Source organism: Pseudoclavibacter sp. JSM 162008 (genome assembly GCF_041366455.1).
Taxonomy (GTDB): domain Bacteria; phylum Actinomycetota; class Actinomycetes; order Actinomycetales; family Microbacteriaceae; genus Pseudoclavibacter.
In genome coordinates this window covers 33161-56697 of record NZ_JBEWYX010000019.1, presented here as the reverse complement: position 1 = coordinate 56697, position 23537 = coordinate 33161, and the positions used below count along the sequence as shown (strand labels likewise).

23 protein-coding genes and 1 tRNA gene are annotated in these 23537 nt (G+C 68.9%); 13 read left to right on the top strand and 11 right to left on the bottom strand.

Annotated features, from left to right (window positions below; genetic code table 11):
- Nucleotides 1–30: 30 nt before the first annotated feature.
- Both putP and ABVF28_RS14595 read right to left on the bottom strand, forming a co-directional pair.
- A complete protein-coding gene (putP, locus tag ABVF28_RS14600) occupies nucleotides 31–1533 on the bottom strand; it encodes a sodium/proline symporter PutP (RefSeq protein ID WP_371031042.1) in 1503 nt (500 codons plus the stop codon).
- Between the two features lie 236 nt (nucleotides 1534–1769).
- The gene (locus tag ABVF28_RS14595; protein ID WP_371031041.1) at nucleotides 1770–1991 is read right to left on the bottom strand and encodes a hypothetical protein; all 222 of its coding nucleotides are present in this window, start codon (nucleotides 1989–1991) and stop codon (nucleotides 1770–1772) included.
- 65 nt (nucleotides 1992–2056) lie between these two features.
- Between ABVF28_RS14595 and ABVF28_RS14590 the strand changes: the two genes are divergently transcribed.
- Nucleotides 2057–2266, top strand: a complete 210-nt coding sequence (locus ABVF28_RS14590; protein WP_371031040.1) for a hypothetical protein — start codon at nucleotides 2057–2059, stop codon at nucleotides 2264–2266.
- Complete coding sequence (locus ABVF28_RS14585; protein ID WP_371031039.1) at nucleotides 2263–3792, top strand: aminoglycoside phosphotransferase family protein; 1530 nt, start codon at nucleotides 2263–2265, stop codon at nucleotides 3790–3792. The genes ABVF28_RS14590 and ABVF28_RS14585 overlap by 4 nt, the downstream gene beginning before the upstream one ends.
- A gap of 9 nt (nucleotides 3793–3801) precedes the next feature.
- Here ABVF28_RS14585 and ABVF28_RS14580 read toward each other — a convergent pair whose 3' ends face one another.
- A complete protein-coding gene (locus ABVF28_RS14580; RefSeq protein WP_371031038.1) occupies nucleotides 3802–4956 on the bottom strand; it encodes a glycosyltransferase in 1155 nt (384 codons plus the stop codon).
- Between the two features lie 86 nt (nucleotides 4957–5042).
- On the opposite strand from ABVF28_RS14580, the gene ABVF28_RS14575 reads away from it, so the two are divergent.
- The 5 genes from ABVF28_RS14575 (at nucleotide 5043) to ABVF28_RS14555 (ending at nucleotide 11842) form a co-directional block, all read left to right on the top strand.
- Nucleotides 5043–6290: a glycosyltransferase family 2 protein gene (locus ABVF28_RS14575; protein WP_371031037.1), complete on the top strand. Its 1248-nt coding sequence runs from the start codon at nucleotides 5043–5045 to the stop codon at nucleotides 6288–6290.
- On the top strand, nucleotides 6287–8470 hold the full coding sequence (locus tag ABVF28_RS14570; RefSeq protein ID WP_371031036.1) for a hypothetical protein: 2184 nt from the start codon (nucleotides 6287–6289) through the stop codon (nucleotides 8468–8470). The genes ABVF28_RS14575 and ABVF28_RS14570 overlap by 4 nt, the downstream gene beginning before the upstream one ends.
- A 98-nt stretch (nucleotides 8471–8568) precedes the next feature.
- Nucleotides 8569–9327: a glycosyltransferase family 2 protein gene (locus ABVF28_RS14565; RefSeq protein WP_371031035.1), complete on the top strand. Its 759-nt coding sequence runs from the start codon at nucleotides 8569–8571 to the stop codon at nucleotides 9325–9327.
- A 56-nt stretch (nucleotides 9328–9383) separates the two neighbouring features.
- On the top strand, nucleotides 9384–10370 hold the full coding sequence (locus ABVF28_RS14560; RefSeq protein WP_371031034.1) for a glycosyltransferase family 2 protein: 987 nt from the start codon (nucleotides 9384–9386) through the stop codon (nucleotides 10368–10370).
- The gene (locus ABVF28_RS14555) at nucleotides 10367–11842 is read left to right on the top strand and encodes a lipopolysaccharide biosynthesis protein (RefSeq protein ID WP_371031033.1); all 1476 of its coding nucleotides are present in this window, start codon (nucleotides 10367–10369) and stop codon (nucleotides 11840–11842) included. Before ABVF28_RS14560 ends, ABVF28_RS14555 begins: the two co-directional genes overlap by 4 nt.
- Before the next feature lie 44 nt (nucleotides 11843–11886).
- Here ABVF28_RS14555 and ABVF28_RS14550 read toward each other — a convergent pair whose 3' ends face one another.
- On the bottom strand, nucleotides 11887–12825 hold the full coding sequence (locus tag ABVF28_RS14550; RefSeq protein WP_179556179.1) for a DUF808 domain-containing protein: 939 nt from the start codon (nucleotides 12823–12825) through the stop codon (nucleotides 11887–11889).
- Between the two features lie 117 nt (nucleotides 12826–12942).
- Here ABVF28_RS14550 and ABVF28_RS14545 point away from each other — a divergent pair, with 117 nt between their 5' ends.
- The 5 genes from ABVF28_RS14545 to ABVF28_RS14525 all read left to right on the top strand — a co-directional run bounded on the left by ABVF28_RS14545 (nucleotide 12943) and on the right by ABVF28_RS14525 (nucleotide 14449).
- Nucleotides 12943–13140: a hypothetical protein gene (locus ABVF28_RS14545; RefSeq protein ID WP_371031032.1), complete on the top strand. Its 198-nt coding sequence runs from the start codon at nucleotides 12943–12945 to the stop codon at nucleotides 13138–13140.
- Nucleotides 13137–13499 carry a hypothetical protein gene (locus ABVF28_RS14540; RefSeq protein WP_371031031.1) on the top strand — a complete coding sequence of 121 codons (363 nt, stop codon included), beginning with the start codon at nucleotides 13137–13139 and terminating at the stop codon, nucleotides 13497–13499. Before ABVF28_RS14545 ends, ABVF28_RS14540 begins: the two co-directional genes overlap by 4 nt.
- A gap of 99 nt (nucleotides 13500–13598) precedes the next feature.
- On the top strand, nucleotides 13599–13751 hold the full coding sequence (locus ABVF28_RS14535) for a hypothetical protein (protein ID WP_371031030.1): 153 nt from the start codon (nucleotides 13599–13601) through the stop codon (nucleotides 13749–13751).
- 78 nt (nucleotides 13752–13829) lie between these two features.
- Nucleotides 13830–14057, top strand: coding sequence for a hypothetical protein (locus tag ABVF28_RS14530; protein WP_371031029.1), 228 nt, complete (start codon nucleotides 13830–13832; stop codon nucleotides 14055–14057).
- A gap of 5 nt (nucleotides 14058–14062) precedes the next feature.
- Complete coding sequence (locus tag ABVF28_RS14525; RefSeq protein ID WP_371031053.1) at nucleotides 14063–14449, top strand: type II CAAX prenyl endopeptidase Rce1 family protein; 387 nt, start codon at nucleotides 14063–14065, stop codon at nucleotides 14447–14449.
- A 57-nt stretch (nucleotides 14450–14506) separates the two neighbouring features.
- On the opposite strand, the gene ABVF28_RS14520 is transcribed toward ABVF28_RS14525, so the two are convergent.
- The 5 genes from ABVF28_RS14520 to ABVF28_RS14500 all read right to left on the bottom strand — a co-directional run bounded on the left by ABVF28_RS14520 (nucleotide 14507) and on the right by ABVF28_RS14500 (nucleotide 18826).
- Nucleotides 14507–14596, bottom strand: a tRNA-Ser gene (locus tag ABVF28_RS14520).
- A gap of 60 nt (nucleotides 14597–14656) precedes the next feature.
- Nucleotides 14657–15613 (bottom strand): diacylglycerol kinase family protein, encoded by a 957-nt coding sequence (locus tag ABVF28_RS14515; RefSeq protein ID WP_371031028.1) that lies wholly within the window; start codon nucleotides 15611–15613, stop codon nucleotides 14657–14659.
- Nucleotides 15614–15645: 32 nt separating this feature from the next.
- Nucleotides 15646–16542, bottom strand: a complete 897-nt coding sequence (locus tag ABVF28_RS14510) for a carbohydrate ABC transporter permease (RefSeq protein WP_371031027.1) — start codon at nucleotides 16540–16542, stop codon at nucleotides 15646–15648.
- Nucleotides 16539–17501 (bottom strand): carbohydrate ABC transporter permease, encoded by a 963-nt coding sequence (locus ABVF28_RS14505; RefSeq protein ID WP_371031026.1) that lies wholly within the window; start codon nucleotides 17499–17501, stop codon nucleotides 16539–16541. Before ABVF28_RS14505 ends, ABVF28_RS14510 begins: the two co-directional genes overlap by 4 nt.
- The gene (locus ABVF28_RS14500; protein WP_371031025.1) at nucleotides 17498–18826 is read right to left on the bottom strand and encodes an ABC transporter substrate-binding protein; all 1329 of its coding nucleotides are present in this window, start codon (nucleotides 18824–18826) and stop codon (nucleotides 17498–17500) included. The genes ABVF28_RS14505 and ABVF28_RS14500 overlap by 4 nt, the downstream gene beginning before the upstream one ends.
- A 140-nt stretch (nucleotides 18827–18966) precedes the next feature.
- On the opposite strand from ABVF28_RS14500, the gene radA reads away from it, so the two are divergent.
- Nucleotides 18967–20295, top strand: a complete 1329-nt coding sequence (gene radA, locus ABVF28_RS14495) for a DNA repair protein RadA (RefSeq protein WP_371031024.1) — start codon at nucleotides 18967–18969, stop codon at nucleotides 20293–20295.
- Nucleotides 20296–20454: 159 nt separating this feature from the next.
- On the opposite strand, the gene ABVF28_RS14490 is transcribed toward radA, so the two are convergent.
- Together ABVF28_RS14490 and ABVF28_RS14485 are read right to left on the bottom strand one after the other, a co-directional pair.
- Nucleotides 20455–22767 (bottom strand): bifunctional UDP-sugar hydrolase/5'-nucleotidase, encoded by a 2313-nt coding sequence (locus ABVF28_RS14490; protein ID WP_371031023.1) that lies wholly within the window; start codon nucleotides 22765–22767, stop codon nucleotides 20455–20457.
- A 122-nt stretch (nucleotides 22768–22889) separates the two neighbouring features.
- The gene (locus tag ABVF28_RS14485) at nucleotides 22890–23537 is read right to left on the bottom strand and encodes a hypothetical protein (RefSeq protein WP_371031022.1); all 648 of its coding nucleotides are present in this window, start codon (nucleotides 23535–23537) and stop codon (nucleotides 22890–22892) included.

Here is a 23537-nt window from a genome sequence, read left to right as displayed (position 1 = left end):
CCGCACCGACCGCGCCGGGCCCCGGAACCTCTACTTCTGCGGCTTGACGATCGCGAGGGCACCGGTCTCGGCGAACTCACGCTCAACGTCGACGTCAGTCGCGCTTCCCGGCTTGTGCGTCAGCAGGCTGACGACGACCGAGACGACGAGGTTCAGGATGAAGCCCGGGATGATCTCGTACAGGTCGGTGCCGAGCGCTGACCAGATGAAGACCGTCGCGGCACCGGCGACCATGCCCGCCAGCGCACCCCAGTTGGTGAGCTTCTTCCAGTAGAGGCTGAGCAGGATGATCGGGCCGAACGCGGCGCCGAAGCCAGCCCAGGCGAAGCCCACGAGCGCGAGGATCGAGTCGGACGGGTTGATGGCGAGCAGACCCGCGACGAGGGCGACACCGAGGACGGCGCCGCGGCCCGCGAGCACCAGGGTCTTCGCGCTTGGCTTCTTCTTGGCGACCACCATGAAGAGGTCTTCGACGAGCGCAGAAGAGCAGACGATGAGCTGGCTCGAGATGGTGCTCATGATCGCTGCGAGCACCGCGGCGAGGATGAACCCGCTGACCAGCGGGTGGAAGAGGACCTGCGCCATGAGGAGGACGACCGTCTCGGGGTCTGCGACATCGACGCCGTTCTCCTGCACGTAGGCGACCGCTACGAGCCCGGCTGTGACTGCGCCGAGGAGCGAGAGGAACATCCACGAGATGCCGATGCGACGACCGGCGGTCGCTGAATGCGAATCGCGCAGCGCCATGAAGCGCACGATGATGTGCGGCTGCCCGACGTAGCCGAGGCCCCAGCCGAGGGCCGAGATGATTCCGATGATGACGGGCCAGCTCAGCTCTTCGGGGATGAGGCCCGTGTGGTCGACGCCCGAGGCGACGATGGCCTCGCTGACACCGCCGAAGCCGCCGAGCGAGATGATCGCGACCACTGGGATGGCGATGAGAGCCAACAGCATCATCATGCCCTGGACGACGTCAGTGAACGTCGCGCCGAGGAAGCCGCCGAAGAGGGTGTAGGCGAGTGTGACACCGGCCACGAGCAGCATGCCCGTCAGGTAGTCGCCGCTGAAGCTGCTCTCGAAGAACACGCCGCCTGCGACCATGCCAGAGGAGATGTAGAACGTGAAGAAGACCAGGATCACGATGCCGCTGGCGATGCGCAACGCGCGCGACTTGTCGTGCAGGCGGTTCTCGAAGTAACTCGGGACCGTGATGGAGTTGCTGGCGACCTCCGTGTAAGCGCGCAGGCGTGGAGCCACGAAACGCCAGTTGAGGTAGGCGCCGATGAGGAGGCCGATGCCGATCCAGGCCTCGAAGAGACCGGAGACGAAGATGGCGCCGGGCAGACCCATCATGAGCCATCCGGACATGTCCGAGGCGCCAGCGCTCAAAGCCGCTGTCCCAGGGCTCAGACTGCGCCCGCCCAGCATGTAGTCCTCGTGGTCCTTGGTCTGGCGGAAGGCGTAGATCCCGATGCCCACCATGGCGGCGAAGTAGATCGCTAGAGCGATGAGCTGAAAGGTCAGGTCGGACATCGGCGGTGACTCCTTCTGGAAGCGACGTGCCTCCCCGTATGGATGCACGACCTTCTCAGGGTTGCTGTCGAGAACGTGAACGACTAGCGAAGATACGCGAAAACGGCCCGTCGACGAAGTCGAGTGCAGCGATCCGGCCACTAGTCTGGCTGCGGGGGAGGCGCCGCAGCGGCGCCCGATTTGGGGGAATCGCCATGCCGCGAGGGCGGATCATTGCTGTGCTCGGACCAGACGGATCAGGGAAGTCGACGGTCATCTCTGGCCTCGTCGCGCACGAGCCTGGCGTGCGCAGCGCGCACCTGGGCCTGTGGACCCGCACGAGATGGAACGTGCTCGAGCGCGTGCCAGGGGGCGGCCTCGCGCTCCGCCTCGGCCGACTCATCCGTGGCGCCGGCGCCGCCAGATGGCACCGGTACCGCGGTCGCACGGTCGTGCTCGACCGTGTTGCGAACGAGCACGTCACCTGGGTTCCGACGACCCGTCGCTCGGCGGCCGACTGCTCCGGAGCGCGAGCTCGCGCCTCATGCCGACCCTCGACCGAGTGCTCATCCTGGACGCGCCGAGCGGTGTGCTCTGGAGCCGTGCCGGTGAGTTCGGGCCGGACCCGCTCGAGCGTCAGCGCCAGCGGTACCTCGCCTTCGCGAGGCGCTGCGAACGTGCGACGGTGCTGGACGCCACGCGCTCACCGCTCGCGGTGGCGACCGACGTGCGAGAGCTGGTTCGCACCACGTGACGGTTGACCCGCATGAGCCGCTCCTCCACGCGTGGCGCCGCAACGACTGGCGGTTCCTGACCGGCGTGCTCGAGCCCGCCCACCTCGGCTACGTCGGTGATCTCTCCCCCGAGGCGCTCGCCGCGCTTCGTCTGCTGCAGCCGGATGTCCGCGCGGTCGGCCGGATGGGGACCGCCGACGATGGCGCCTTCGACCTCGTCTTCAGCGTCTCCTCGTCTCCGATGGACATCGCGAGGGGCGTCGCCGCGCTCTCGGACGGCGGCGTCCTGTGCATCGAAGTCGGCGGGACTCCGCTCCAGAGCCCCGCGACGGCTCCGCTCCGTCGCGCGCTGCGACGGGCCAGACGCATTCCCGGAGCGTTCGCCGTCGCCCACTGGAGCGCCCCAGACCTCAGCCGCACGGCCCGTTTCGTGCCGATGCACGACGCCCCGGCGCTCGACGCGACGCTTGCACGGCACGACGGATCGCTGAAGCGGCGCCTGCTGTCGCTCGGCGCACGTCTCGGCGCCAGGATGCACGCGCACTGGCTGTTCGCGCGTCAGGGCTACGTCGTGGTGCGCCGGTCGCGCGCGCCGCATCCGATCTTCGGCGACGCGCATCCCGTCATCATCACGCCTCGCTTCGACACCTCGAGGCATGTGGTCGCGCTGCACGAGGGCGCCGTGGGTGCCGGCTCGTGGGTCGCGAAGATCCCCCGTCAGCCTGGGGACGATTCAGGAATCCAGCGTGAGGGCCACATGCTGATGGCGCTCCGGAGTGCCGCGCCCGAGCTCGCGAGCTCCATTGCGCGTGTTGAGCGCTTCGCGACGATCGGCTCGACCTGCTACCTGCTTCGCGAGGCGCTCGACGGGACCGCCCTCGACCCGGGGGCGGTCGAACGCGATCACGATCTGGCCGTGACGGTCGGGATGCGGTTCATCGAGGCGATGCCGCGCACGCGAGCGGCAGCCGAGAACTCCGGCTGGTACGACGAGCTCGTCGAGACCCCGCTCGGCCGACTCGCCGCGCTCAGCGGCCGCGCGTCTCTCACCCGCCTCGTCGAGCGCACCCACGATGCACTCGCCGGCGTGCGCGTGCGCCCCATGCCCGCCGTCTTCGAGCACGGCGACCTCGGTCACCCCAACGTGCTCGTCTCCGAAGCTGGCGGGCTGCGAGTCCTCGACTGGGAGCGGGCGCGCCAGCACGGCCTGCCAGGGCACGACCTCGTCTTCTACCTGCAGTACTGCGCGGAGTCCGCGCGAAGCGCGTTCGCCCGGGATGCGCAGCGGTCGGCGTTCGATCAGCTGTGGGAGCCCGGGGGCCACGGCAGGCGTCTGCTGAGGCAGCATCTCGAGCGGCACGGACTGCACTTCGACGAGGCGTTCGTGCTGCTCGCCTGGGCGCGCACGGCCGCCACGCTCGCGGATCGCCTCGAGGCGCACGGTGAGGTGGGAGGCGCAGCCGACCGGATCATCTCCGCCGACCGAGACGTGATGCGGTGGGAGCATGCGCTCGACTGGCTCGCCGGCCACGAGCGCTTGCGCTGAGTTCGGGAATCAACGACTCGCGGTGCCGAGGAGGGCCAGGTACTCCCCCGCCGCGTCCTCCCACGACCGCATGGGCGCGCTCGCCCCGACCCGCTGCTGGGACCACGGCACCGCCCTGACGGCCCTCAGCAGGTCGATGGTGCGTCTGCCGATGGGCTCCGCCTCCGGCACCACCGTGAGGAGCTCGTGCTTCGGCTGCTCTCGGGCTGCGATCGGCGTCGCGACCACCGGAGTGCCCGCCGCGAGCGCCTCGGAGACCGAGTTTCGGATCCCCAGTCCGGAGACGTCCGCGAAGACCGCGATGTCGCTCGCCGCGTAGACCTCGGACATGGACGGCACGTTGGCCAGCACCTCGACTCGGTCGGAGGCGAGCGCGAGGACCTCGTCCACCGGATTGCGGCCCGCGATGAGGATGCGCGCCGAGGGCTCCTCAGCCCACACGACTGGGGCGATCTCGCGCACGAGCCTGGTCGCCGATTCGAGGTTCGGGGCGTAGTCGAGGCTGCCCGTGAAGCTCAGCGTGGGGCGCTCCGGCCGCCCGACTCGCCGTTGTCCAGGGCCGGGGCCACCCGAGACACCGTTGGGGATCGCCTCGACGTCGCGGTCGAGCTCGGCTCGCCAGCGTTCGGCGTCGGCCCGGCTGACCGTTGCCAGCGCGATGTGCCGTGGCAGGTCCCGCTCGCGCGCGAGGCGCGCTCTGGCCAGCGACCGCCGGTAGAGCGCGCGGGGCCCCGAGGCGGCGACGGCTTCCATCTCCAGCCGGAACGACCACGGGTCGACGCTCTGGTAGGCGCAGGGCCCCACGACCGCATCCAGCAGCGACAGGAGGTGCGGCCCGTGCACGAGGGTCGCATCAGCGGTGCGGGAGAGCTCTCGCACGACACGTCGTGCGTTCGCCGTCATTCGCCTGGCGGCGCCGACGGATTCTCGAGCGACGAGTGAGAGCATCTGCGCGTCTCGAAGGCCCCGCTGCGGGAGCTCGTGAACGCGATCCGCCCTCGCCCGCAATGTCTCGTCGACCGCATTCGAACCCGCGAAGCTGACGATCTCCAGGCTCACGTGCGCGGGCATCGCGAGGGCAACGTGGTAGGGAATCAGGCTGCTGCCGTCACCGGTCCTGGCATCGATCGTGGGCGTCGACTCGACGACGTAGAGCATCCTCATCCGGGTGATGATAGCGCGAGAAGTGAACCGCCCCACTAGACTGTGGCTCGCGGCGGGGGGCCGTGTTTCACGAGAGTCGGGGCGGGATGACACACGCGACGCGTTCCGCCGCGCCAGGTATCTGGTGCGGTGAATTCGATCTGTTCGACAACGAGGGGCTGCGGGGCCCGAGGCATGCGAGCTCGCGGCATCACCGCACACGAGTGCTTGTGCGAGCGCACGGCAGGCCGCTCGGCTACCTGCATTTCGACGCCGCCCCAGACACCGTCTCTTCCCGTGAGATCCGGGTTCGCTCGGTCGACTCCTTCGGCGAGACGGTGAACGCGGATGCGCCGGAACCGCTCGTCCATGCGCCGTTCGCGAGCGTCATCGTCTGCACGCGAGACCACACGGAGCTGCTGACCAGCTGCCTCGACCGCATCCAGGCGCTGGACTACCCGGACTTCGAGGTGCTGGTCGTCGACAACGCACCCTCGACCGAGGAGACTCGCGAGCTCTTGACAGCGATCTGCGCCCTGGATTCCCGGTTCCGGTACCTTCGCCAGGAGCGACCGGGGCTCTCTGCGGCGCGCAACGCCGGCCTTGCGGCGGCGCGCGGCGAGATCTTGGCGTACACCGACGACGACGTCCTCGTCGACTCCGGTTGGCTGACCGAGATCGCCCGCGCGTTCCGGAGCGAGCCGGGCATCGGCTGCGTGACCGGCCTGGTCGCGACCGCTGCCATCGAGACGAACGCCGAAGGCTACTTCGATGCGCGCTCGCCGTCGTGGTCGGGGCGCATGACCTCCGAGCGCTACGACCTCAGGGGGCGCGACGACGGGTCACCCCTCTACCCGTATTCGGCCGGCATCTTCGGCACCGGCGCCAACCTCGCGCTCGCACGCGAGGCCGTCGATCGCGTCGGCGAGTTCGACGAGGCGCTCGGCGCAGGCACGACGACGAAGGGTGGGGAGGACCTCGACATCTTCGTGCGCGTCCTGCGCGCCGGCTTCGCGATCGCCTACGAACCCGCCGCGCTCGTCTGGCACCAGCATCGTGCCGACGACGACGCGCTCCGAAGCCAGCTGCACGGCTACGGCACGGGGCTCACCGCATTCCTGACGAAGTACCTGGCGAACCCGGCGACGTCGCTCGACATCGTGAGCCGTCTCTTCGCCGGGGTCGCGCGAATGGCGAGTATCCGCACCGCCACCGAGCAGCGGATGCTCGACCGCGTCGAGGTGCCGGCCGGAGCGTGGCGGGAGGAGGTGCGCGGGTACCTGGCTGGCCCCGCGCTCTACGCCAAAGCGAGGTGGGCCAGCCGGACACGGCAGGCGGGGCTCCGCCGATCGTGACGAGTGCGCTGCTGCTCCGCCGAGCCAAGCGCTCGGCCCCGATGCGGTCAGTGCTCGCGTGCATCGCCGTCGGCACCGCGCTCGTCTACCTGGCGGGTCTCCTGCTCGGCCTCGACCAAGTGCGTGGCGGGGCGGGCCTGGCGTTCCTCTTCATCGGACTCGGGGCTGGGTTCTGGGCCCACGGTGCCCGCTTCTCGGCGCAATCCCGCGTGACGTTGACGATCGTGACGGGCCCGACGGTGCTCGTGCTCGGGTCGATGCTCATGATGACCACCACGCTCTGGGTGCCCACCCCCGCGGCGGCGGCACTCGCCGTCGCGGCAGCCGTGAGTGGAGCTGTCGCGTGGTTCCGAGCGCGGCGCGACCTGGCCAGGCACACATCGTGGAGCGCTCGTCGCGCCGCTGGTCAGCCTGCCGCCGACGCGCCCGGCGCCGTCCCGATCGTGCTGATGGTCACCGCGATCCTCGGCATGGCCCTCTGCATCGGCACAGTTGTCGCCACTGGCCCGGTGGAACCGCAGTTCGGTGGCTTCCTCCGCGTGCTCGGGCTCCCGTGGGCAGTTGGTTTCCTCGCCGTGCTCCTGAGCCTCGTCTGCTCCCGCCGGGCCACCGAGCTCAGCTCCGCGGTCTCGGCGATCTCGCTGCTGGTCGTCGTCATGCTGACCACCGCGCTCCTCTACGAGGGCCCGCGCTCACCGTCGACCGTGAAGCATGTGGACCTCGTCAACCAGATCCTCACCTCGCACACGACGGACTCCTCCGTCAGCGTGTACAACGGGTGGCCCGGCTTCTTCAGCTCGATCGCCTGGGTCGCCGAGGCGAGTGGCCTGGAGGACGTCGTCGCCTTCGCCCGGTTCTGGCCGCTCATCATCGGCCTCATCCGCGTCGTCGTCCTGCGCGAGTTCCTGGGCCGCATCGTGCGGGACCCACGCGCCGCCTGGATCGCCGTCGGGTTCTGCGTGCTCGTCGACACCATCGGCGCCGACTACTTCTCGCCGCAGTCGCTCGGCTACTGCTTCGCGTTCGCGATCGTCGCGGCCGTCATGTCGTCAGCCTCGGCCCGCGCGAAGGTCGCGATGATCCTGCCCGTCTCCTGTGCGCTCGCCATGACGCATCAGCTGAGCCCGTACATCGTGGGCCTCATGATCGCCGTGCTCGTGGCCTTCCGGGTCGTGAAACCGTGGTGGTTGCCCGCGCTGGTACTGGTCCCGGCGATCGCCTGGACCCTCCTGCACTCGGGTGCGGTCAGCGCGTTCCTGAACTTCAACGAGTTCGGCCGCGCCGGCAACTTCCTGCCGCCCCGCACCGTCGAGTCGATACCGCTCGTGCGCATCCCCGAGGTCTCGTGGTCGGTCTACGGCTTGGTCGGCGGCATCCTGCTGCTGGTCGCTGCGGCCGGCTGGGTCATTCTCGAGCGGATGCTCGACGCGGTCCTGCGGCGCGGCCGGCAACGCGAGGACCGCCCACCGCTCTCGCTCGGCCTGGCTGCGACGGCGACGACTGCCACGGGGCTCATCATCCTCGTCCTGACGCCGTACGGACAGGAGGGCATCTTCCGAGCGGCCCTCTTCGGCATCCCATGGCTGGCGGGGCTGGCTGTCGCCGCGTTCGGCATCAACTCGAGCTGGCCGAGGCGTTCGACGCTGGTCGCCTTCACCCTCGCGCTGTCGATGTGCTGGCTGCCCTCGTATTCGGCGCTTGACCGCATCCACTACGTGGATCCGAGTGACATCGAGGCCATCAATCTCGTGACCCACGACTCCAACGGAGCCAAAGACGGGCCGATCACCTTGCTGCTCGGCGACGGGGACCTCCCCACGTCACCGCGAACGAACGACGAGAACGTCGACTTCATCGAGCGTCTCGAGCTGGGGCTCCCAGTGCAGCAGATTGCTCCTGGCGAATCGATGGACGCTCAGGTGGCCGACCTCACGCGGTCGCTCGAAGGCCACGTCGGCCCCTTCGAGGCCGACGTGCCGGTCTACGCGCTCTGGTCTCCAGCACAGAGCGGCTTCGGCGAAGCCTACGCACTTCAGACAGAATCTCAGTTCGCGGAACTGCGAGACGCGTTCGGTCGAACCGACTACTGGAAACCGGTCTTCGAGAAGTCGGGAACTGTCGTCTTTCAGCTAGATCTGACTGCGTATCAGGCCTGGAGCGCTCGCGAGACGGTCTCATGACGTCATTTCTTGGCCCGGACCAATGCGACTGTTAGGGTCAGTCTCGTCGACGCTTAGGGGGAACTGAGCGTCACCATCTACAAGTTTGGGGGAACTTGATGGAACGTACGTCTGCGCCCACGGTGACGGTCGTCATCCCGGCGAAAAACGAGGCTTCGAACCTAGAGGTGATGTTGCCGCAGCTGCCTCGCGGCCACGAGGTCATCGTTGTCGACGCGAACTCGAGCGACGGGACGGCGGACGTGGTCCGCCGCCTTCGGCCGGACGCGTCGCTCATCACTCAGACCCGCAAAGGCAAGGGCAACGCGCTCTCCTGTGGCTTCAGTGCGGCGACGGGCGACATCATCGTCATGTTCGACGCTGATGGCTCGGCCGACCCGATCGAGATTCCGTTGTTCGTCGACGCGCTCGTCAGCGGTGCCGACTTCGCGAAGGGGACGCGTTTCCTGCCGGGAGGCGGCAGCGAGGACATCACCCCGCTGCGCCGTGCGGGGAACACCGGGCTGAACCTGACGGCGAATCTCGCCTTCGGCACGAAGTTCTCCGACCTCTGCTGCGGCTACAACGCGTTCTGGCGCGACATGCTGCCGGTGTTGGACCTCCCGGAACCAGGTACCTCGCAGCCGGACCTCATGCTCTGGGGTGACGGCTTCGAGATCGAGACGATCATCAACTGCCGGATGGCTGTGGCGGATGCGCGCATCCGCGAGGTGCCGAGTGTCGAGAAGCGGCGCATCCACGGGGAGAGCCACCTGCGCACGTGGGCGGACGGCACGCGTGTGCTGCGGACGCTCGCGACCGAGCGCACGCGCGCTCGGAACGTGAAGCGTCGCTCACCCGAGCTGACACCCGTCTAGGCTCGACCCTGTTCAAGCTGCAAGCCTGTCCAAGGGGAGAACTCCGGGGGGAGCCAATGCCGACAGTATCCGTGGTGATCTGCGCGTACACGGAGGACCGCTGGTCCACGATCGTGCGCGGGGCGGAGTCGGCGGTGGGCGGCTCGCTCGCTCCTGACGAGCTGATCCTGGTCATCGACCACAACAGTGCGCTCTTCGAGCGGGCGAAGCGGCACTTCGGTGACGCCGCGACCGTCGTCGAGAACAACAGGCGCCGGGGGCTGTCCGGAGCTCGCAACACGGGAGTCGACGCGGCGCGGGGTGAGATCGTCGCCTTCCTCGACGACGACGCGGTCGCCGATGCGGATTGGCTCGAGCTGCTGATCGCGCGGTACGTCGACGACAGCGTCGTTGCCGTCGGCGGCTCCGCGCGACCAGCCTGGCCTGCGGCGCGGCCTCCGATGTACCCGACGCCCGGCTCCGCCGTCGATCCGACCGCGGGTCCCGGTGAGTTCGACTGGGTCGTCGGATGCACGTACCTGGGCCAGCCCACGAGCGCCAGCGAGGTGCGCAATCTCATGGGCTGCAACATGTCGCTGCGTCGCGCGGCGATCGTCACGGCTGGCGGCTTCGGCGAGGAGCTCGGCCGGGTGGGGCGCATCCCGCTCGGCGGCGAGGAAACGGAGCTGTGCATCCGGATCACCGCTGCGAACCCGCAGGCCACGGTGATCTTCGAGCCGAGCTCGGCCGTCAGCCATGAAGTGGCGGCGGCACGCGGCACCTGGGGGTACTTTCTGCGACGGTGCTACGCGGAGGGACTCTCCAAGGCGTCGATCGCGCGCCTGCAGGGAGCAACTGCCGCCCTCTCGACGGAGAAGGACTACGTGGTGCACGTGCTGGGACGCGGGGTGCTGCGCGAACTCCGCGCTGGCCGCTTCCAGGGGGCGGCCGCGATCGTCGCTGGGCTCGGGATCACGGGCGTCGGCTACGTTCGCGGTCGTCTGGCGAGGCGTACGAGCTCGAACGCCCATCGGGTGTTCGAGCCCGCCGCCGCGCAGGCATGAGCGAGGACTCAGCTGGGTCTGCGCTCAATCCGCACCAGCTGGCTCGCAGCGCGGCCCGCGGTGCTGCGATGCAGTCGGGGGCCGTTGCGGTCAGCCGTCTGGTGCTGCTCGCGACGACCGCCATCCTGGCCAGGTCGCTGACCCCGGATCAGTACGGGCTCGTGACGCTCGCGCTGGTCATCATGGCGTACGCCGAGACCGTCGCGGATGGGGGCATCGCGCAGGCGCTCGTCGTGCTGACGAGGCGCCCCTCGATCGTGCGGGCGTCGCTCGCCATCACGCTCGCCTTCGGCGCGCTGCTGGCCGTGCTCCTGGTTGCTCTCGCGCCGCTCTTCGCGCTGTGGTTCAGGCAACCAGACCTCACGCCGCTCCTGCAGGCGTCCAGTCTTGTCGTCATCGGTGCGTCGCTGTGCGCGGTACCCGAGTCGCTGCTTCGCAGGGACATGCGCTTCAGCGCGATCACGACCGCGTCGGTCGTGCGTGCCGTCGTGACGGGGGCGGTGACGATGGGGTTGGCGCTCGGCGGCGCCGGGGTCTGGTCGCTCATCCTCGGCTCGATCGCCGCGTCCTTCGCGTATGCGATCTCGTGCTGGGTCGCGTTGCGAGATTCGACGCCGTGGCGCTTCTGGCGGTGGGGGAAGGCCGATCTTCGTGAGGTGACCGACTTCGGACTTCCCGCAGCCGGCAGCCAGATCATCTCGCGCTTCAACTTCGAGGTCGACTACTTGATCGTGGCGGCGTTCCTCGGGACTGCCGCGCTTGGCACGTACCAGCTGGCCTTCCGGCTGCCCGAGTTCGGCATCGTGAACACGCTCTACATCCTGACGGCGGTCCTGTACCCGCTGTACGCGAGGGCGCAGCGCGACCCGGCGCTGCTGCAGCGCAGCTACCTGCTCGGGCTGCGCGTGCAGACGATCTTCGGCGTCACGGCCGGTATCGGACTGGCGACCGTGGCCCCGGCGCTCGTGCCGCTGCTCTTCGGCGACGGGTGGCTCTCGGTCATCGAGCCGCTCATCGTGCTGTCGCTGTACGCGGCGGTCCGCTCGCTGGGTTCCGGCATCAACGAGGTGTACAAGGCCATCGGGCGGCCCGGTCTCGCGATGCGGCTCTCCGCGGCGCAGCTCCTCGTGTTCGTGGCAGTGCTCATCGCCGGCGCGCACTACGGCGGCATCATGGGTGTCGCCGTCGGGCAGCTCATCGTGGTGGCGGTCTTCGTCGTCGTGAAGCAGGCCGTCGCGATTCGCATCATGCGTCTCCGCGCCCTGGACGTGCTCCGCTCCTACGCGCCCGCGATGGTGTGCGGGTCAGCTGTCGCGGTCATCGGCTTCGGCCTGTGGCTGGTGCCGATGGATGCGACGTTGCGCGCCGTCATCACGATCGCCATCTCCGTCGCGCTCGTCTGGTGCATCCTGCGCTTCTGGTTCACGGTCACGTACAACGAGCTCATCGGCCTCTTGCGCCGCGAGCGCTAGCGCTCGCGCTCGCGCCGAACGCGAACGCTGCTGGCTCGAGGAGGCTAGTGGGCGCTTGGGTTGCGCGCGTCGCCAGCGTTCGTCGGGGTGCCGGCTGCGGTCACGGCCTTGGGCTTCTTCGGCAGGATGCGCCCGACGAGGAGCACGACGCCGACGACCACGAGGCCGACGATGAGTCCGACGATCGCGGAGATGAGCGTGTCGACGAGCCACACGACGACGGGGCCGGTGTTCATGAGCGCGTGCTCGATCTCGTGCAGCAGATCCGCCGGCGCGTGGAAGCCGACCTCGCCGACATTGATGATGACGAGGTGACCGCCGACCCACAGCATGGCGACGGTGCCGACGATGCTGATGAAGCGGAACACGGCAGGCATGGAGCGGACGATGCGGACGCCGAGGTGGCGCGTGCGGCGGTCGCTGCGCGTCGCCATGTGCAGTCCGATGTCGTCGATCTTGACGAGGAGCGCGACGGCGCCGTACACGAGGGCGGTCATGGCGAGGGCGATGACGACGAGCGCGGCGAGACGCATCCAGAACCCGAGGTCGGGGTCGAGGTTCGACAGCGAGATGAGCATGATCTCGGTGGACAGGATGAGGTCGGTGCGCACCGCGCCCGAGATGAGCTTCTTCTCGTCGCGCGGATGGTCCTCGTCGAGCGCATGGTGGTGCCCGAACCACTCGGTGACCTTCTCCGCGCCTTCAAAGCACAGGTACACGCCGCCGATGATGAGCAGGAACGGCAGCACCCACGGCGCGAACGCCGTCAACAGGAGCGCGATGGGGATGATGATCACGAACTTGTTGAAGAGACTGCCCTTGGCGATGTTCCACACGACCGGCAGCTCGCGGGCGGGCGTGATGCCCTGCACGTACTGCGGGGTGACGGCGGCGTCGTCGATGACGACGCCCGCCGATTTGGCTGAGGCCTTGAGCGCGGCGGTGAGGATGTCGTCGACGACGGCGAGCAGGCCAACGGGCACGGTGTTCTCCTAGGTGTTCTGTCGCCGCGCGGAACGCAGCAGACAGAGCATACCCGGGGTGCGCGAGAGCCCGCCGGTCCGGTGGAGACCCTCGATTCGCGGCCGTAGGCTGGCCGGATGCGTGACCGTGCGGTGCCCAATCTCCCGTCCCGAGACTTCGACGCGCTGTACGCGGCCATCCTGGCGACGGGCGTGCCAGAGACGCGTGTCGGGTTCCCCCGCCTGCATCCGGTCGCCCGGGAAAGGTGGGGTGGCAGGGTCGGCTATCTCGTCGACATCGACGGCACGCAGCTCAACCTCATCGGAGAGCGATGAGCAACCGCCCGATCGCGCAGCTGCCCGGCGCGGCTCGGATGCTGTGCCTCAGCCGCCGCGACGGCGAGATCTGCACGAGACGGGCCGGGCACGCGGGCCTGCACAATCGAACCGGCTCGAGCATCCTGTGGAGCGACGTGAACGCCGATGCGCCGCACTGCCCGGGAAGCGGAACCCAGGCCGCTCCCGCGCCGCCGCTCGCCAACGGCTTCCCGCACGGCAGGGCGATCTGCCCGGTCTGCTTCGCCTTCGTGACTCTTGAGGGTGGCGAGCTCGCCGAGCACGACTCCTGGCGCGGAGACCCCAGCCGGGAGGAAGCAGACCAGCGACGCGAATGGATGAACACGCACGGGTGGTGAGGTTCGCTCTCCTACGTACCCTCCGTGCTCAGTAGGCTCTGCGCTCAGGCCGAGCGATCCCCCGAGGCGGCCCTCCCCCGACCCCCTTGGAGTGCGCCGATGAGCGGCCGAACCGACGACCTCGCCCAGACTGCCCCGAAACCCAGCTGGAAGGCGTTCTGGGAGCGGAGCGGGTGGTGGAAGGCCGTCGTGCTCGTCGTGGCCTACTACGTGCTCTACCAGCTGGGCGGATTGCTGTTCCTGCCCTTCTAGGACGGCCTTGAGCCCAGCTCGGCAGGCGCGATCATCGTCGGCTTCGCACTTCCGATCGCCCTGGGTGGCCTCCTCCTCGTGGCCTTCGCGCTCTCGCTTGGCTGGCTGCGCGAGCTGTTCGCGCCGCAGCCCATCCGGGGCAGGGGGTGGATGTGGATCGCCGTCGCGGTGGTGCTGGTCTTCAACGCGCTCCGGTTCGCGGCGCTCGACTACGACTCGGCCGGACTCGACCTGGTCGCGGCCTGGCTGGTCGCGGGGTTGTGCATCGGCTTCGCCGAGGAGGTACTCACCCGCGGTACGTCGTGAACCTCATGCGCAAGGCGGGCCATTCGGAGATCGCGACGGCGACCGTGTCAGCGGCGCTCTTCGCGGCGATGCACTCCTCGAACGTGCTCACCGGTCAGAGCGTGTTCGCGACTGCAATCCAGGTGCTCTACACGTTCGCGTTCGGCATCTGCATGTACCTCGCGCTCCGCGTCACGGGTAACCTGATCTGGCCGATCCTCCTGCACGCGACCACCGACCCGAGCGTCTTCCTGCTCACCGCGCATCCTGGTACCGGGCCGCTGACGACGTTCGCCGGGTTCGGCAACATCGCGGTGATCCTCTTCGGCCTCGTGGCGACCGTCTTCATCCGCGGGCGGGTCACCCCTGCATCGCAGCCTTCCAATGAGCACGATGCACAGCGGTCGCGCTGACGGCAGCAGAAAGGCCCCGACTCCCCTGCAAACACAGGGAAGTCGGGGCCTTTCAGATGGCGGTGACGGTGGGATTTGAACCCACGGTAGAGTCGCCCCTACACAACATTTCGAGTGTTGCACCTTCGGCCGCTCGGACACGTCACCGTGGGGAATCTTAGTACAACCCATGGGGTCGAACGCAAATCGGCGGTCGACGACGGCGCGTCAGGCGGGCGCCCGTGGTTCGACGAGCCGCACCGCCCCCGGGTCCACCCGCACGTCGAGCGTGCACGCGTCCCGACCCGGCCCGCGCAGCTCCTCCCCGTCGGCGTACACGAGAACGCCGGCCGGCGCCTGCACGCGGATGCGCCGCATCCGCTCAAAGGAGACGGCGGGCAGCCGCGTGTGCAGGCCCACCATCGCAAGGGGAAACAGGGTCAGCAAGCCGAGCTTCGAGAGCCGTCCGACGACGAAGAGGTCGAGGGCGCCGTCGTCGATGACCGCGTGCGGCGCGACCCTGATGCCGCCGCCGATCGAGGACCCGTTTAAGATCGTGAGCAGTTCGGCAGCGACGGCGCGCGTGGGACCACCGTCGACCGAGACGCCGAATTCAAGGGGCGAGAAGCTCCGCACCGAATCCAGCAGCGCGGCGACATAGCGGGCGGTGCCGGGCAGGCGCCGGAGTTCGTTCGCTCGACGGTTCACAACGGCGTCAAAGCCGATGTTCACCGAGTTGAGGGCGACGTGCTCGACACCGTCGAGGGCAAGGCGCACCACGTCGACCTCGCGAACGCCGGCGTCACCGGTGCGCAGGGCTGTCAGCATCCGCTCGATCCCGACGGCCTGCGCCCCACGCGGGATCCCGGCGCCGCGCGCGAAGTCGTTGCCGGTACCTGCTGGCACGATCCCGAGCGGCACTCCCGTGCCCGCGACGAGACCCGCCCCCAGAGAGACCATGCCGTCGCCGCCCATCACGACCAGCGCATCCACGCCGCCCGAATGCGCGAGCTCGGCGACGACTCGGCTCCGGAGCTCCGGCATGGAGCCGGAGGTCACCAGCACCACCTCGAGGTCGGGCAGCGGACCGCCGTCCACTCCCCCGGTCAGCCTGCGGCCGAGCTCGGCGGGTGCACCTCGCCCCGCCGACGGGTTCACGGCGTACACCACGCGACGCGCTGACACGCCTCGATCCTGCCGGAACCGCGCCGCGCGCGCTACTTCAGACCCGTGTTGGCGATGCCCGTCGTCACCTGTCGCTGGAAGAAGAGGAACAGCACCACGATGGGCAGGATGCTGACGACGCTCATCGCGAGGATCAGGTTGAACGGCACCGTCTCCTCGGCGTTGAACCGGGCGAGCGCCACGGGCAGCGTGTACACCGACTCGCTCTGCGCGACGATCAGCGGCCACAGGAAGTCGTTCCACCGCCACATGACGGACAGGATCGCGACCACCGCGAGCGCGGGCCGGCAGATGGGGAGCACGATGGACGCGAAGATGCGGAACTCGCCCGCGCCGTCGATGCGGGCGGCCTCGATGAGCTCGTCCGGGATCGAGAGCATGTACTGGCGCAGGATGAACACGCCGGTCGGGGTCGCGGCCGCCGGGATGATGAGGCCCGACAGCGAGTTCACGAGGCCGAGGGATGCGACGACCTGGTAGACGGGGATGAGGATGACCTGCAGCGGGATCATGATCGTCGCGAGGGTCACGATGAACAGGAACGTCTTGCCGCGGAAGTTGTACTTCGCGAGGCCGTACGCGGCCATGGAGTTCACGGCGAGCGTCAGCACCGTCGCGGCGATCGTGACGACGACGCTGTTCAGCAGGTAGCTGCCGAAGCTGAAGCGGGTGAGCGCCTCCGTGTAGTTCGTGAAGGCCCACGACGACGGGAACGGGGTGCTCGCGCCCGCGGCCAGTTCCGGCTGCGTCTTGAACGACCCGAGCAGGAGCCACACGATGGGGATGAGGGCGAGGAGCGCGAACGTGATGAGGATCACGACGCGCAGCGCGTCCGTGGAGGTGACGCGCTTCGAGCTCGTCGTGGTCCACGTCGGCTTGCCCGGCTTCTGGGTGTCGACCGAGTTCAGGAGGGCCGTGTCCGTGGTCATACCGCGTCTCGCTTTCGGCCGATGAAGTAGTTGACGAGCGTGATCGAGAACACGACGAGGAACAGCAGCACGCTGCCTGCGGCGGCGAGTCCGTACCGGATGGGCGACACGAAGGCGTTCTCGTAGATGTACTGCACGATGAGGGTGGTCGCCCCGATCGGGCCGCCGCCCGTGAGTGTGAAGATGTAGTCGAAGGCTTGGAAGCCGTGGATGGTGGCGAGCACCACCACGACGAGGACGCTGGGCTGCAGCAGGGGCAGGGTGATGCCCCAGAACTGCTGCCACCGCGACGCCCCGTCGATGGAGGCCGCCTCGTTCAGGGTGGGGTCGATGCTCTGCAGCCCGGCCATGAGGATGAGCATGTAGAAGCCGGCCTGCAGCCAGACGCCGACACCGATGATGGCGACCATCGCCCACGGCGCCTCGACGAGCCACGGCACGGCTGGGATGCCGAGCATCCCGAGCCCCGTGTTCACGAGCCCGCCTTCGCGTTCGAGCATCCAGTTCCAGACGAGGCCCGCCACGACCGGAGACACGAGCACCGGGATGAAGAACACGGCCCGGAAGAACGCGCGCCCGCGGAGCTGCTGTTCGACGAGCACGGCGAGCAGGATGCCCAGGACCACGGAGAGGGCGACGTACGCGACCGCGTAGACCGCCGTCTGCGCCACCACGCCCCAGAACTCCGGGTCGGTGAGGATGCGCGTGTAATTGCCGAGCCCCTCCCGCCGGAACGTGCGTCCGTTCGACGAGGAGTACAGGGAGTTGTTGAACCCGTTGATCGCCGGCCAGATCGTGAAGACGCCGAAGATCGCCATGTTGGGGAGGAGGAAGAGGTACGGCGCGAGGCGCAACTGCCACGGCTTCTTCGACCCGGGCTTCCGCTTCCCGGGCCCATCCGGACCGGGTGGCTGGACGACGCGCTGTGCGTCGGTCGTGGTGCGGAGGTCGGCGGTCACGGCTGCAGCTCCTTGACGAGCTGCTCGGACTTCGCCTTCAAGTCGGAGATCGCCGTGGTCGTGTCCTTCTCCCCTGCGACGACAAGCGCGAGCTCGTCGACCAGCTCGAGCGAGGCACCCGTGTACGACGGCTGGCTGTTCGCCTCGTACCCGAGGTCCGGGGTGCGGGCGAGGTCGGCGAAGAACACGTCCATGTCCTCCTGGCGCACCGGGTAGTGCACGCCGCGCTCGGTGAGGTCGACGCGCGTGGGCAGGAAGCCTCCGGCGACGATGAACTTCTGCTGCGCCTTGGTCGTGTTCATGTACTGCACGAAGAACGCGCCGAGCGCGGGGTTCGGGCCCTCCGCGAGCGCGCCCATGTACTTCCCGCCGGGGAAGCCGCCGCACTCGTCGGCGCACGGATTCGGCGCCGCGGCCCACGTGAAGTCGGCGTTGTCGGCGAACTGCCCCACCTGCCAGTTCCCGGACAGGTACACGGGCGTCTGCTGCGCCAGGAAGATGTCGTTCGCGCCCTCGTAGCGGCTGCCGGAGCCGAGCCAGAAGTCGCGCGGCATGCGCCCATCCGCCATCATGTCGACGAGCGGCTGGAGCGCCTCCACCGCCTTCGCCTCATCGAGGACAGCGCCGTCGTCGCCGACGAGCGCGGTGCCGTACTGGCTGAGGACCGTGCTGACGCGGTGCCCGGACTTGTCGATCGCGAAGGCGTACTCCGTGTCGGTCGCCTCCTGCACCTTCGTGGCCGCGTCGATCATCTCGTCCCACGTCCAGGGGTCCTCGGAGTCGGGCAGCGGCACACCGGCCTCGTTGAAGAGGTCGACGTTGATGAACGGCCCGTTGAGCGTCAGATCCGACGGCACGGCGAGCATCTCCCCGTACTCCCCGAGCACGCCCTTCACGGGGCCGTCGACGAACTCCTCGGCGTAGTCCTCGCCGAGGTAGGTGCGCAGGTCGAGCAGGTCGGCCCGGAAGTCGGTGAGGCCCGTGAGCCGCACGACGTCCGGTGCGTTGCCGCCCGAGAGCCTGGCCTGGACACTCGTGACGAGGTCGGAGTACGGCAGCACCTCGAGGTTCACGGTCACGTCGTACTCCTCCTCGAAGGAGGCGATGAGCTCGCGCGTCGCGGCCTCGTCCGGGCCGTCGGTGAAGTAGACGTAGCTCAGGCTCTGGCCGGCGAAGTCGGCCGGGTTGACCTTCTGCACCTCCAGGGTGCCCGCCTCGCCAGGCCCATCCTCGATGATCGGGCCGGGGGCGCATCCTGCGAGTCCCGTCATCGCCGCCAGCGCGAGCAGGGCGGTCATCGTGCGGGCGCGCGTTCGCATCGTCATCGATCCTCCAGACGTGGCTCCCCGCGACGTGGGGGTGCACGCAAGGGGCGCGTACGGCGGTGAGCCTCCCCAGGATAAGGACTCTTCGCCGTGAGCGCGTGCTGGGCTCGGTTGTCGGTGGTCGCACCTAGCCTTGACGCATGCCTCCCAAGACCAAGCAGCAGCCAGCGTTCAAGTGCACCGAATGCGGTGCCGCGTCGCTGAAGTGGTTCGGGCAGTGCCCGGAGTGCCAGGCCTGGGGCACGCTCGTCGACCGCTTCGAATCGCAGACGGCCGGGCGCATCCAGGCCGCCACGATCAGCGAGTCGCGTGCAGCACGCCCCATCACCGAGTCACCCGTCGACAACGTCGCGCACCGCCCGACGGGGATCGGCGAGTTCGACCGAGTCCTGGGCGGTGGCCTCGTCCCCGGTGCCGCCATCCTGCTGAGCGGCGAGCCCGGCGTCGGCAAGTCGACGATCCTCCTCGAGCTCGCCTCCCGGGTCGCGGCGAAGGGCACCACCGTGCTGTACGCGTCCGCCGAGGAGTCGGTGAACCAGGTGCGGATGCGCGCGCAGCGCACCAACGCCCTGCACGACACCCTGTACCTCGCGAGCGAGACCGACCTGTCGACCGTGCTCGGACAGATCGAGCGCCTCGACCCCGGCCTCATCATCGTCGACTCCGTGCAGACCGTCGCGAGCGACACCGTCGACTCGCTCGCGGGGCAGCCGAGCCAGGTGCGCGAAGTCGCGTCCGCCCTCATCCGCGTCGCCAAGACCAGGGGCGTGCCCGTCATCATCGTCGGCCACGTCACGAAGGACGGCACCATCGCCGGCCCGCGCCTCCTCGAGCACCTCGTCGACGTCGTCGCCCACATCGAGGGCGACCGCCACACGGCGCTGCGGTTCGTGCGCACGATCAAGAACCGCTTCGGCCCGACCGACGAGGTCGGCTGCTTCGAGATGACCGGCGAGGGTATGACCGAGGTGCCAGACCCGTCCGGCCTGTTCCTCAGCGAGCGCCCGGAGCCGGTCAGCGGCACGTGCGTCACCGTCGCGCTCGAGGGCCGGCGCGCGCTCCCGGTCGAGATCCAGGCGCTCGTGCAGAAGACCAACGCCCCCAACCCACGCCGGGTCACGAACGGCGTCGACACGAGCCGCGTCGCGATGCTGCTCGCCGTGCTCGAGCGGCGCACCAAGCACAAGCTCTCCGAATACGACGTCTACGTCTCCACCGTCGGCGGGGTGAAGCTCCAGGAACCGGCGGCCGACCTCGCCATCGCCATCGCCATCGCCTCCTCCATCCGCAACCGTCCGGTCCGCGACGGCACCGTCGTCTTCGGCGAGGTCAGCCTCGCCGGCGAGATCCGCCGCGTCGCATCGGCGAACCTGCGCGCGGCTGAGGCCAAGCGCATGGGCCTCGCACACGTCGTCGACCCTTCGATCGGGAGCATCGACCGCGCCCTCACCGCCGCGCTCGGCAACTGACCGAGGCCGCCCCGCGGCGCCCACTCGCGATCCTGCGCGGCTGCCAGCGTGCGAGGGAACGGCTGGGCCCTCCTGGAGCAGGCACGCGAAAGGCCCGGAGCAGTTGCTCCGGGCCTTTCGCGAGTCAGCCGAAGGCCGACTCAGTGCTGTGTCCGAGGACTACGCGTCGCTGCCTGCGCGGCGACGAAGCAGCATCGCGGCTCCACCGGCGACGAGGAGCGCAAGCGCGCCGGCGATCGCGGCGAACATCGCGGTCTCGTCGGAGCCGGTCGTGGCGAGATCGCCACCGTCTGCCGCAGGCGTCGTCGCGGTCGGAACCGGCGCTGCCGTTGCAGTCGCGGTCGGCACAGCCGTGGCGGTCGGCTCAGCCGTGGCGGTGGGCGCTGCCGTGGCCGTGGGCTCCGGCGTCGCGGTCGGCTCGACCAGCGGGGGGACGATGACCGGCAGGGACACGCTGGCACCCGACTGGCTGGCGAGGAACGCGAGACGCGACTCCGAGGTCTCCGAGATGCCGTTCTCCGGAACCGTGAAGGTGAACTCGACCTGGTTCGGCGTCGCGAGGTCAACCGTCTGCGCGCCGAGCTCCATCTGACCGATCCAGCCGACGATCGACAGGTTCTGCGTGAACCCCAGCGAGGTCAGGTTGAACTTGCCGACGGAGAGCGTGTAGGTCTCCCCGGCGACGAACGTGTTGTTCTCGGGCAGGCCGACGATCTCGAAGCCGTTGCGCTTCGTGTCCGGCGTGACGCCCTCCGGGGAAGCCGAGGTCTCGCCGCGGATCCAGGTCACGAACGCGTCGAGGTCGATGAGGCCCGTGTCCTGCACGCCGACGTTGTTCGCCAGCGAGTGGAAGTTGTCACGGCCTGCCGCGAGGAACGTTGGCATGACGAGGTTGTAGGTCTCGTCCGGCTGGACGGGCTCGTCGTTGATGGAGAGGCCCACGATGCGGTCCATGCGGGGACGCGAGCTGTCGAAGATGTACGTGAAGTTCTCGCTCAGGCCGAGCTGCAGGTAGGGGCGCGAGGGCACTTCGCCGCTCGCGGTCAGCTGCCACTGCTCCTCGAGCACGTTCTTCACGTCGACGCCCTTGAGGGAGACGACCGAGAGGTTGTTCGCGAACGGGATGACCGTCGCGGCCTCCTTGTAGGTGATCTGGCCGTCGTTGTCGAGCAGGTCAGCGCGCAGGCCACCCGGGTTCATGATGGCCGCGTCGACGTCGCGTCCAGTGGCTGCCACCGTCTCAAGCATCGACTGCGAGATGATGCCGCCGAGCGACGACTCCTCGGCGCGGTTGTCACCGGTCGTGACGACGCCGCCAGAGGTGGTGCCATCTTCAGCGACCGTCAGCGAGCCGGGCTCGTAGTCCTTGCCGCGCGACAGGTCGCCGGTCTGCGTGCCGATGACCTCGGCACCGAGCACGTCAGCCTCGGCGACTGCGGCGTCGCGGATCGTGCGGATCTCCGCGAGGCGCGGGTCGGAGGCGATGCTCGCGGGCGCCGGGTTGGTGGCGCCCTCTTCCTCTGCGTCGAACGTGTCGAAGCTCGGGACGACCGAGCTGTCAGACTTCGTCACGTTGCCGGACGCGTCGACCGTGAGCACGACCTGCGCGATGTTCTCCGCGTACTGGCCGGCCTGGATGACGGGACGGGTGGATGCGCCGTTCGGCGCGTCGTAGGCGTACTCGCGGTGCGTGTGCGCGTTGAAGATCGCGTCGACCTCAGGAGCCGTGTCCTCGACGATGTGACGGAAGGTGTCCGACTGCTCGTTGTCAGCGATCGGCGCGTCGTCGAGCGGAGCACCCTCGTGGTACGAGGCGACGATGATGTCGGCGGCGTTACTCGCGGTCAGCTCGGCAGCGACCTCGTTGACCGCTTCGACGGGGTCGCCGAAGGTCACGCCGGCGATCCCAGCTGGCGAGACGAGGGCCGAGGTCTCCTCGGTGACGGCGCCGATGACGGCGACCTTGAGGCCGTTGACCTCGAAGATGGCGTGCGTATCGAACGGGTGCGAGCCGTCTGCGAGCGTGACGTTCGCCGCCAGGTCGGGGCCGTCGGTCGCCGAAGCGAGGCGACCCGTCGCGTCGTCGATGCCCTTGTCGAACTCGTGGTTGCCCTGCGTCCAGGCATCCACGCCCATCGTGTTGAGCACGTCGATGGTGGGCTGGTCCTGCTGGATGGAGGACTCGAAGAGGCTCGCGCCGACGGCGTCGCCGTTCGAGATGACGAGGCTGTTCTCCTCGCCGAAGCCCTGCTGCGCCTGCAGCACTGTGGCGGCGAAGAGGTCGGCGTCGAGGAAGCGGCCGTGGAAGTCGTTGAAGCCGACGAGGTTGATCTGCTTCGCGCCCGCGGTGGGCTCGATGAAGCTTGGGGAGAGCACGGCGGCCCCCGCTGGGGCCGCGAATGCGGAAACAAGAGCTGCCGTGCCGAGAACGGCGGCGGCAGCTGTTGCACGCTTGCGAGTGGGCGTCGTCATGAGTCTCCTGGCGATCGACGGAGGGAAAGAATCGTGCGGAACGAGCCGATGGTCTCAGCTCACACTGTCTTCAAGGTTAACGTTCAGGGGATTATCGCGAAACCCCGTCGCCAGGTCTCGGGTCAGTCCAGGACGAAGGTCGCGGGCTGCGAGGCGATGCCGTTGACGCTCACGACAAGCTGGTAGTAGGCGCCCCCAGCGACCGCATCCGCCCGATCGGTGCCGCATGTATCGAGCGACGAGCGCTCGCGCACCCAGCTGATGGGAGGTGCCGTGATCGACTGGCCCGCGCCGATCGTGACGATCTCGTCAGCCGGGTCGGTCTGGCAGTGCGACGAGACCCAGATGACGTCGGCGCCGCTCGAGATGGTGTACACCTGCACGGCAGTGCCGACGTTCATGACGCACGGCTCCGCGCCGGTGTTGGCGATCGAGAGCGAGAGCTGCGGCTGGACGTCCGGCGCGTAGCTGGTGGCGTCGAGCACCGCAGACACGACCAGCTCCGGTGCCGCGCACTCGGCCGGTCCCGTCGGTGTGGGCGTGGGGGGCGGTGTGGCGGCGGGTGACTCACCCGTCTCGGCCGACGCCGATTCGCTCGCGGCAGCGGACGGGGAAACGGATGCGGATGCGCCGCCCTGCTCGTCTCCTCCGGCCCCGACGAGACTCGAGACGCCCCAGATCAGCAGGCCGATCACCAGCACGCAGAGGATGAGGAGCGCCAGCCGCCGACGGCGGTAGACGGCCTTGCTTGGTCTGCGGGTCGAACTCAC

What these genes read in the sequence shown, in the direction of transcription:
- putP (WP_371031042.1), bottom strand. Translation starts at nt 1,533, where the DNA reads ATGTCCGACCTGACCTTTCAGCTCATCGCTCTAGCGATCTACTTCGCC.
- ABVF28_RS14590 (WP_371031040.1), top strand. Translation starts at nt 2,057, where the DNA reads ATGCCGACCCTCGACCGAGTGCTCATCCTGGACGCGCCGAGCGGTGTG.
- ABVF28_RS14580 (WP_371031038.1), bottom strand. Translation starts at nt 4,956, where the DNA reads ATGAGGATGCTCTACGTCGTCGAGTCGACGCCCACGATCGATGCCAGG.
- ABVF28_RS14575 (WP_371031037.1), top strand. Translation starts at nt 5,043, where the DNA reads ATGACACACGCGACGCGTTCCGCCGCGCCAGGTATCTGGTGCGGTGAA.
- ABVF28_RS14565 (WP_371031035.1), top strand. Translation starts at nt 8,569, where the DNA reads ATGGAACGTACGTCTGCGCCCACGGTGACGGTCGTCATCCCGGCGAAA.
- ABVF28_RS14560 (WP_371031034.1), top strand. Translation starts at nt 9,384, where the DNA reads ATGCCGACAGTATCCGTGGTGATCTGCGCGTACACGGAGGACCGCTGG.
- ABVF28_RS14555 (WP_371031033.1), top strand. Translation starts at nt 10,367, where the DNA reads ATGAGCGAGGACTCAGCTGGGTCTGCGCTCAATCCGCACCAGCTGGCT.
- ABVF28_RS14545 (WP_371031032.1), top strand. Translation starts at nt 12,943, where the DNA reads ATGCGTGACCGTGCGGTGCCCAATCTCCCGTCCCGAGACTTCGACGCG.
- ABVF28_RS14540 (WP_371031031.1), top strand. Translation starts at nt 13,137, where the DNA reads ATGAGCAACCGCCCGATCGCGCAGCTGCCCGGCGCGGCTCGGATGCTG.
- ABVF28_RS14535 (WP_371031030.1), top strand. Translation starts at nt 13,599, where the DNA reads ATGAGCGGCCGAACCGACGACCTCGCCCAGACTGCCCCGAAACCCAGC.
- ABVF28_RS14525 (WP_371031053.1), top strand. Translation starts at nt 14,063, where the DNA reads ATGCGCAAGGCGGGCCATTCGGAGATCGCGACGGCGACCGTGTCAGCG.
- ABVF28_RS14510 (WP_371031027.1), bottom strand. Translation starts at nt 16,542, where the DNA reads ATGACCACGGACACGGCCCTCCTGAACTCGGTCGACACCCAGAAGCCG.
- ABVF28_RS14500 (WP_371031025.1), bottom strand. Translation starts at nt 18,826, where the DNA reads ATGACGATGCGAACGCGCGCCCGCACGATGACCGCCCTGCTCGCGCTG.
- radA (WP_371031024.1), top strand. Translation starts at nt 18,967, where the DNA reads ATGCCTCCCAAGACCAAGCAGCAGCCAGCGTTCAAGTGCACCGAATGC.
- ABVF28_RS14490 (WP_371031023.1), bottom strand. Translation starts at nt 22,767, where the DNA reads ATGACGACGCCCACTCGCAAGCGTGCAACAGCTGCCGCCGCCGTTCTC.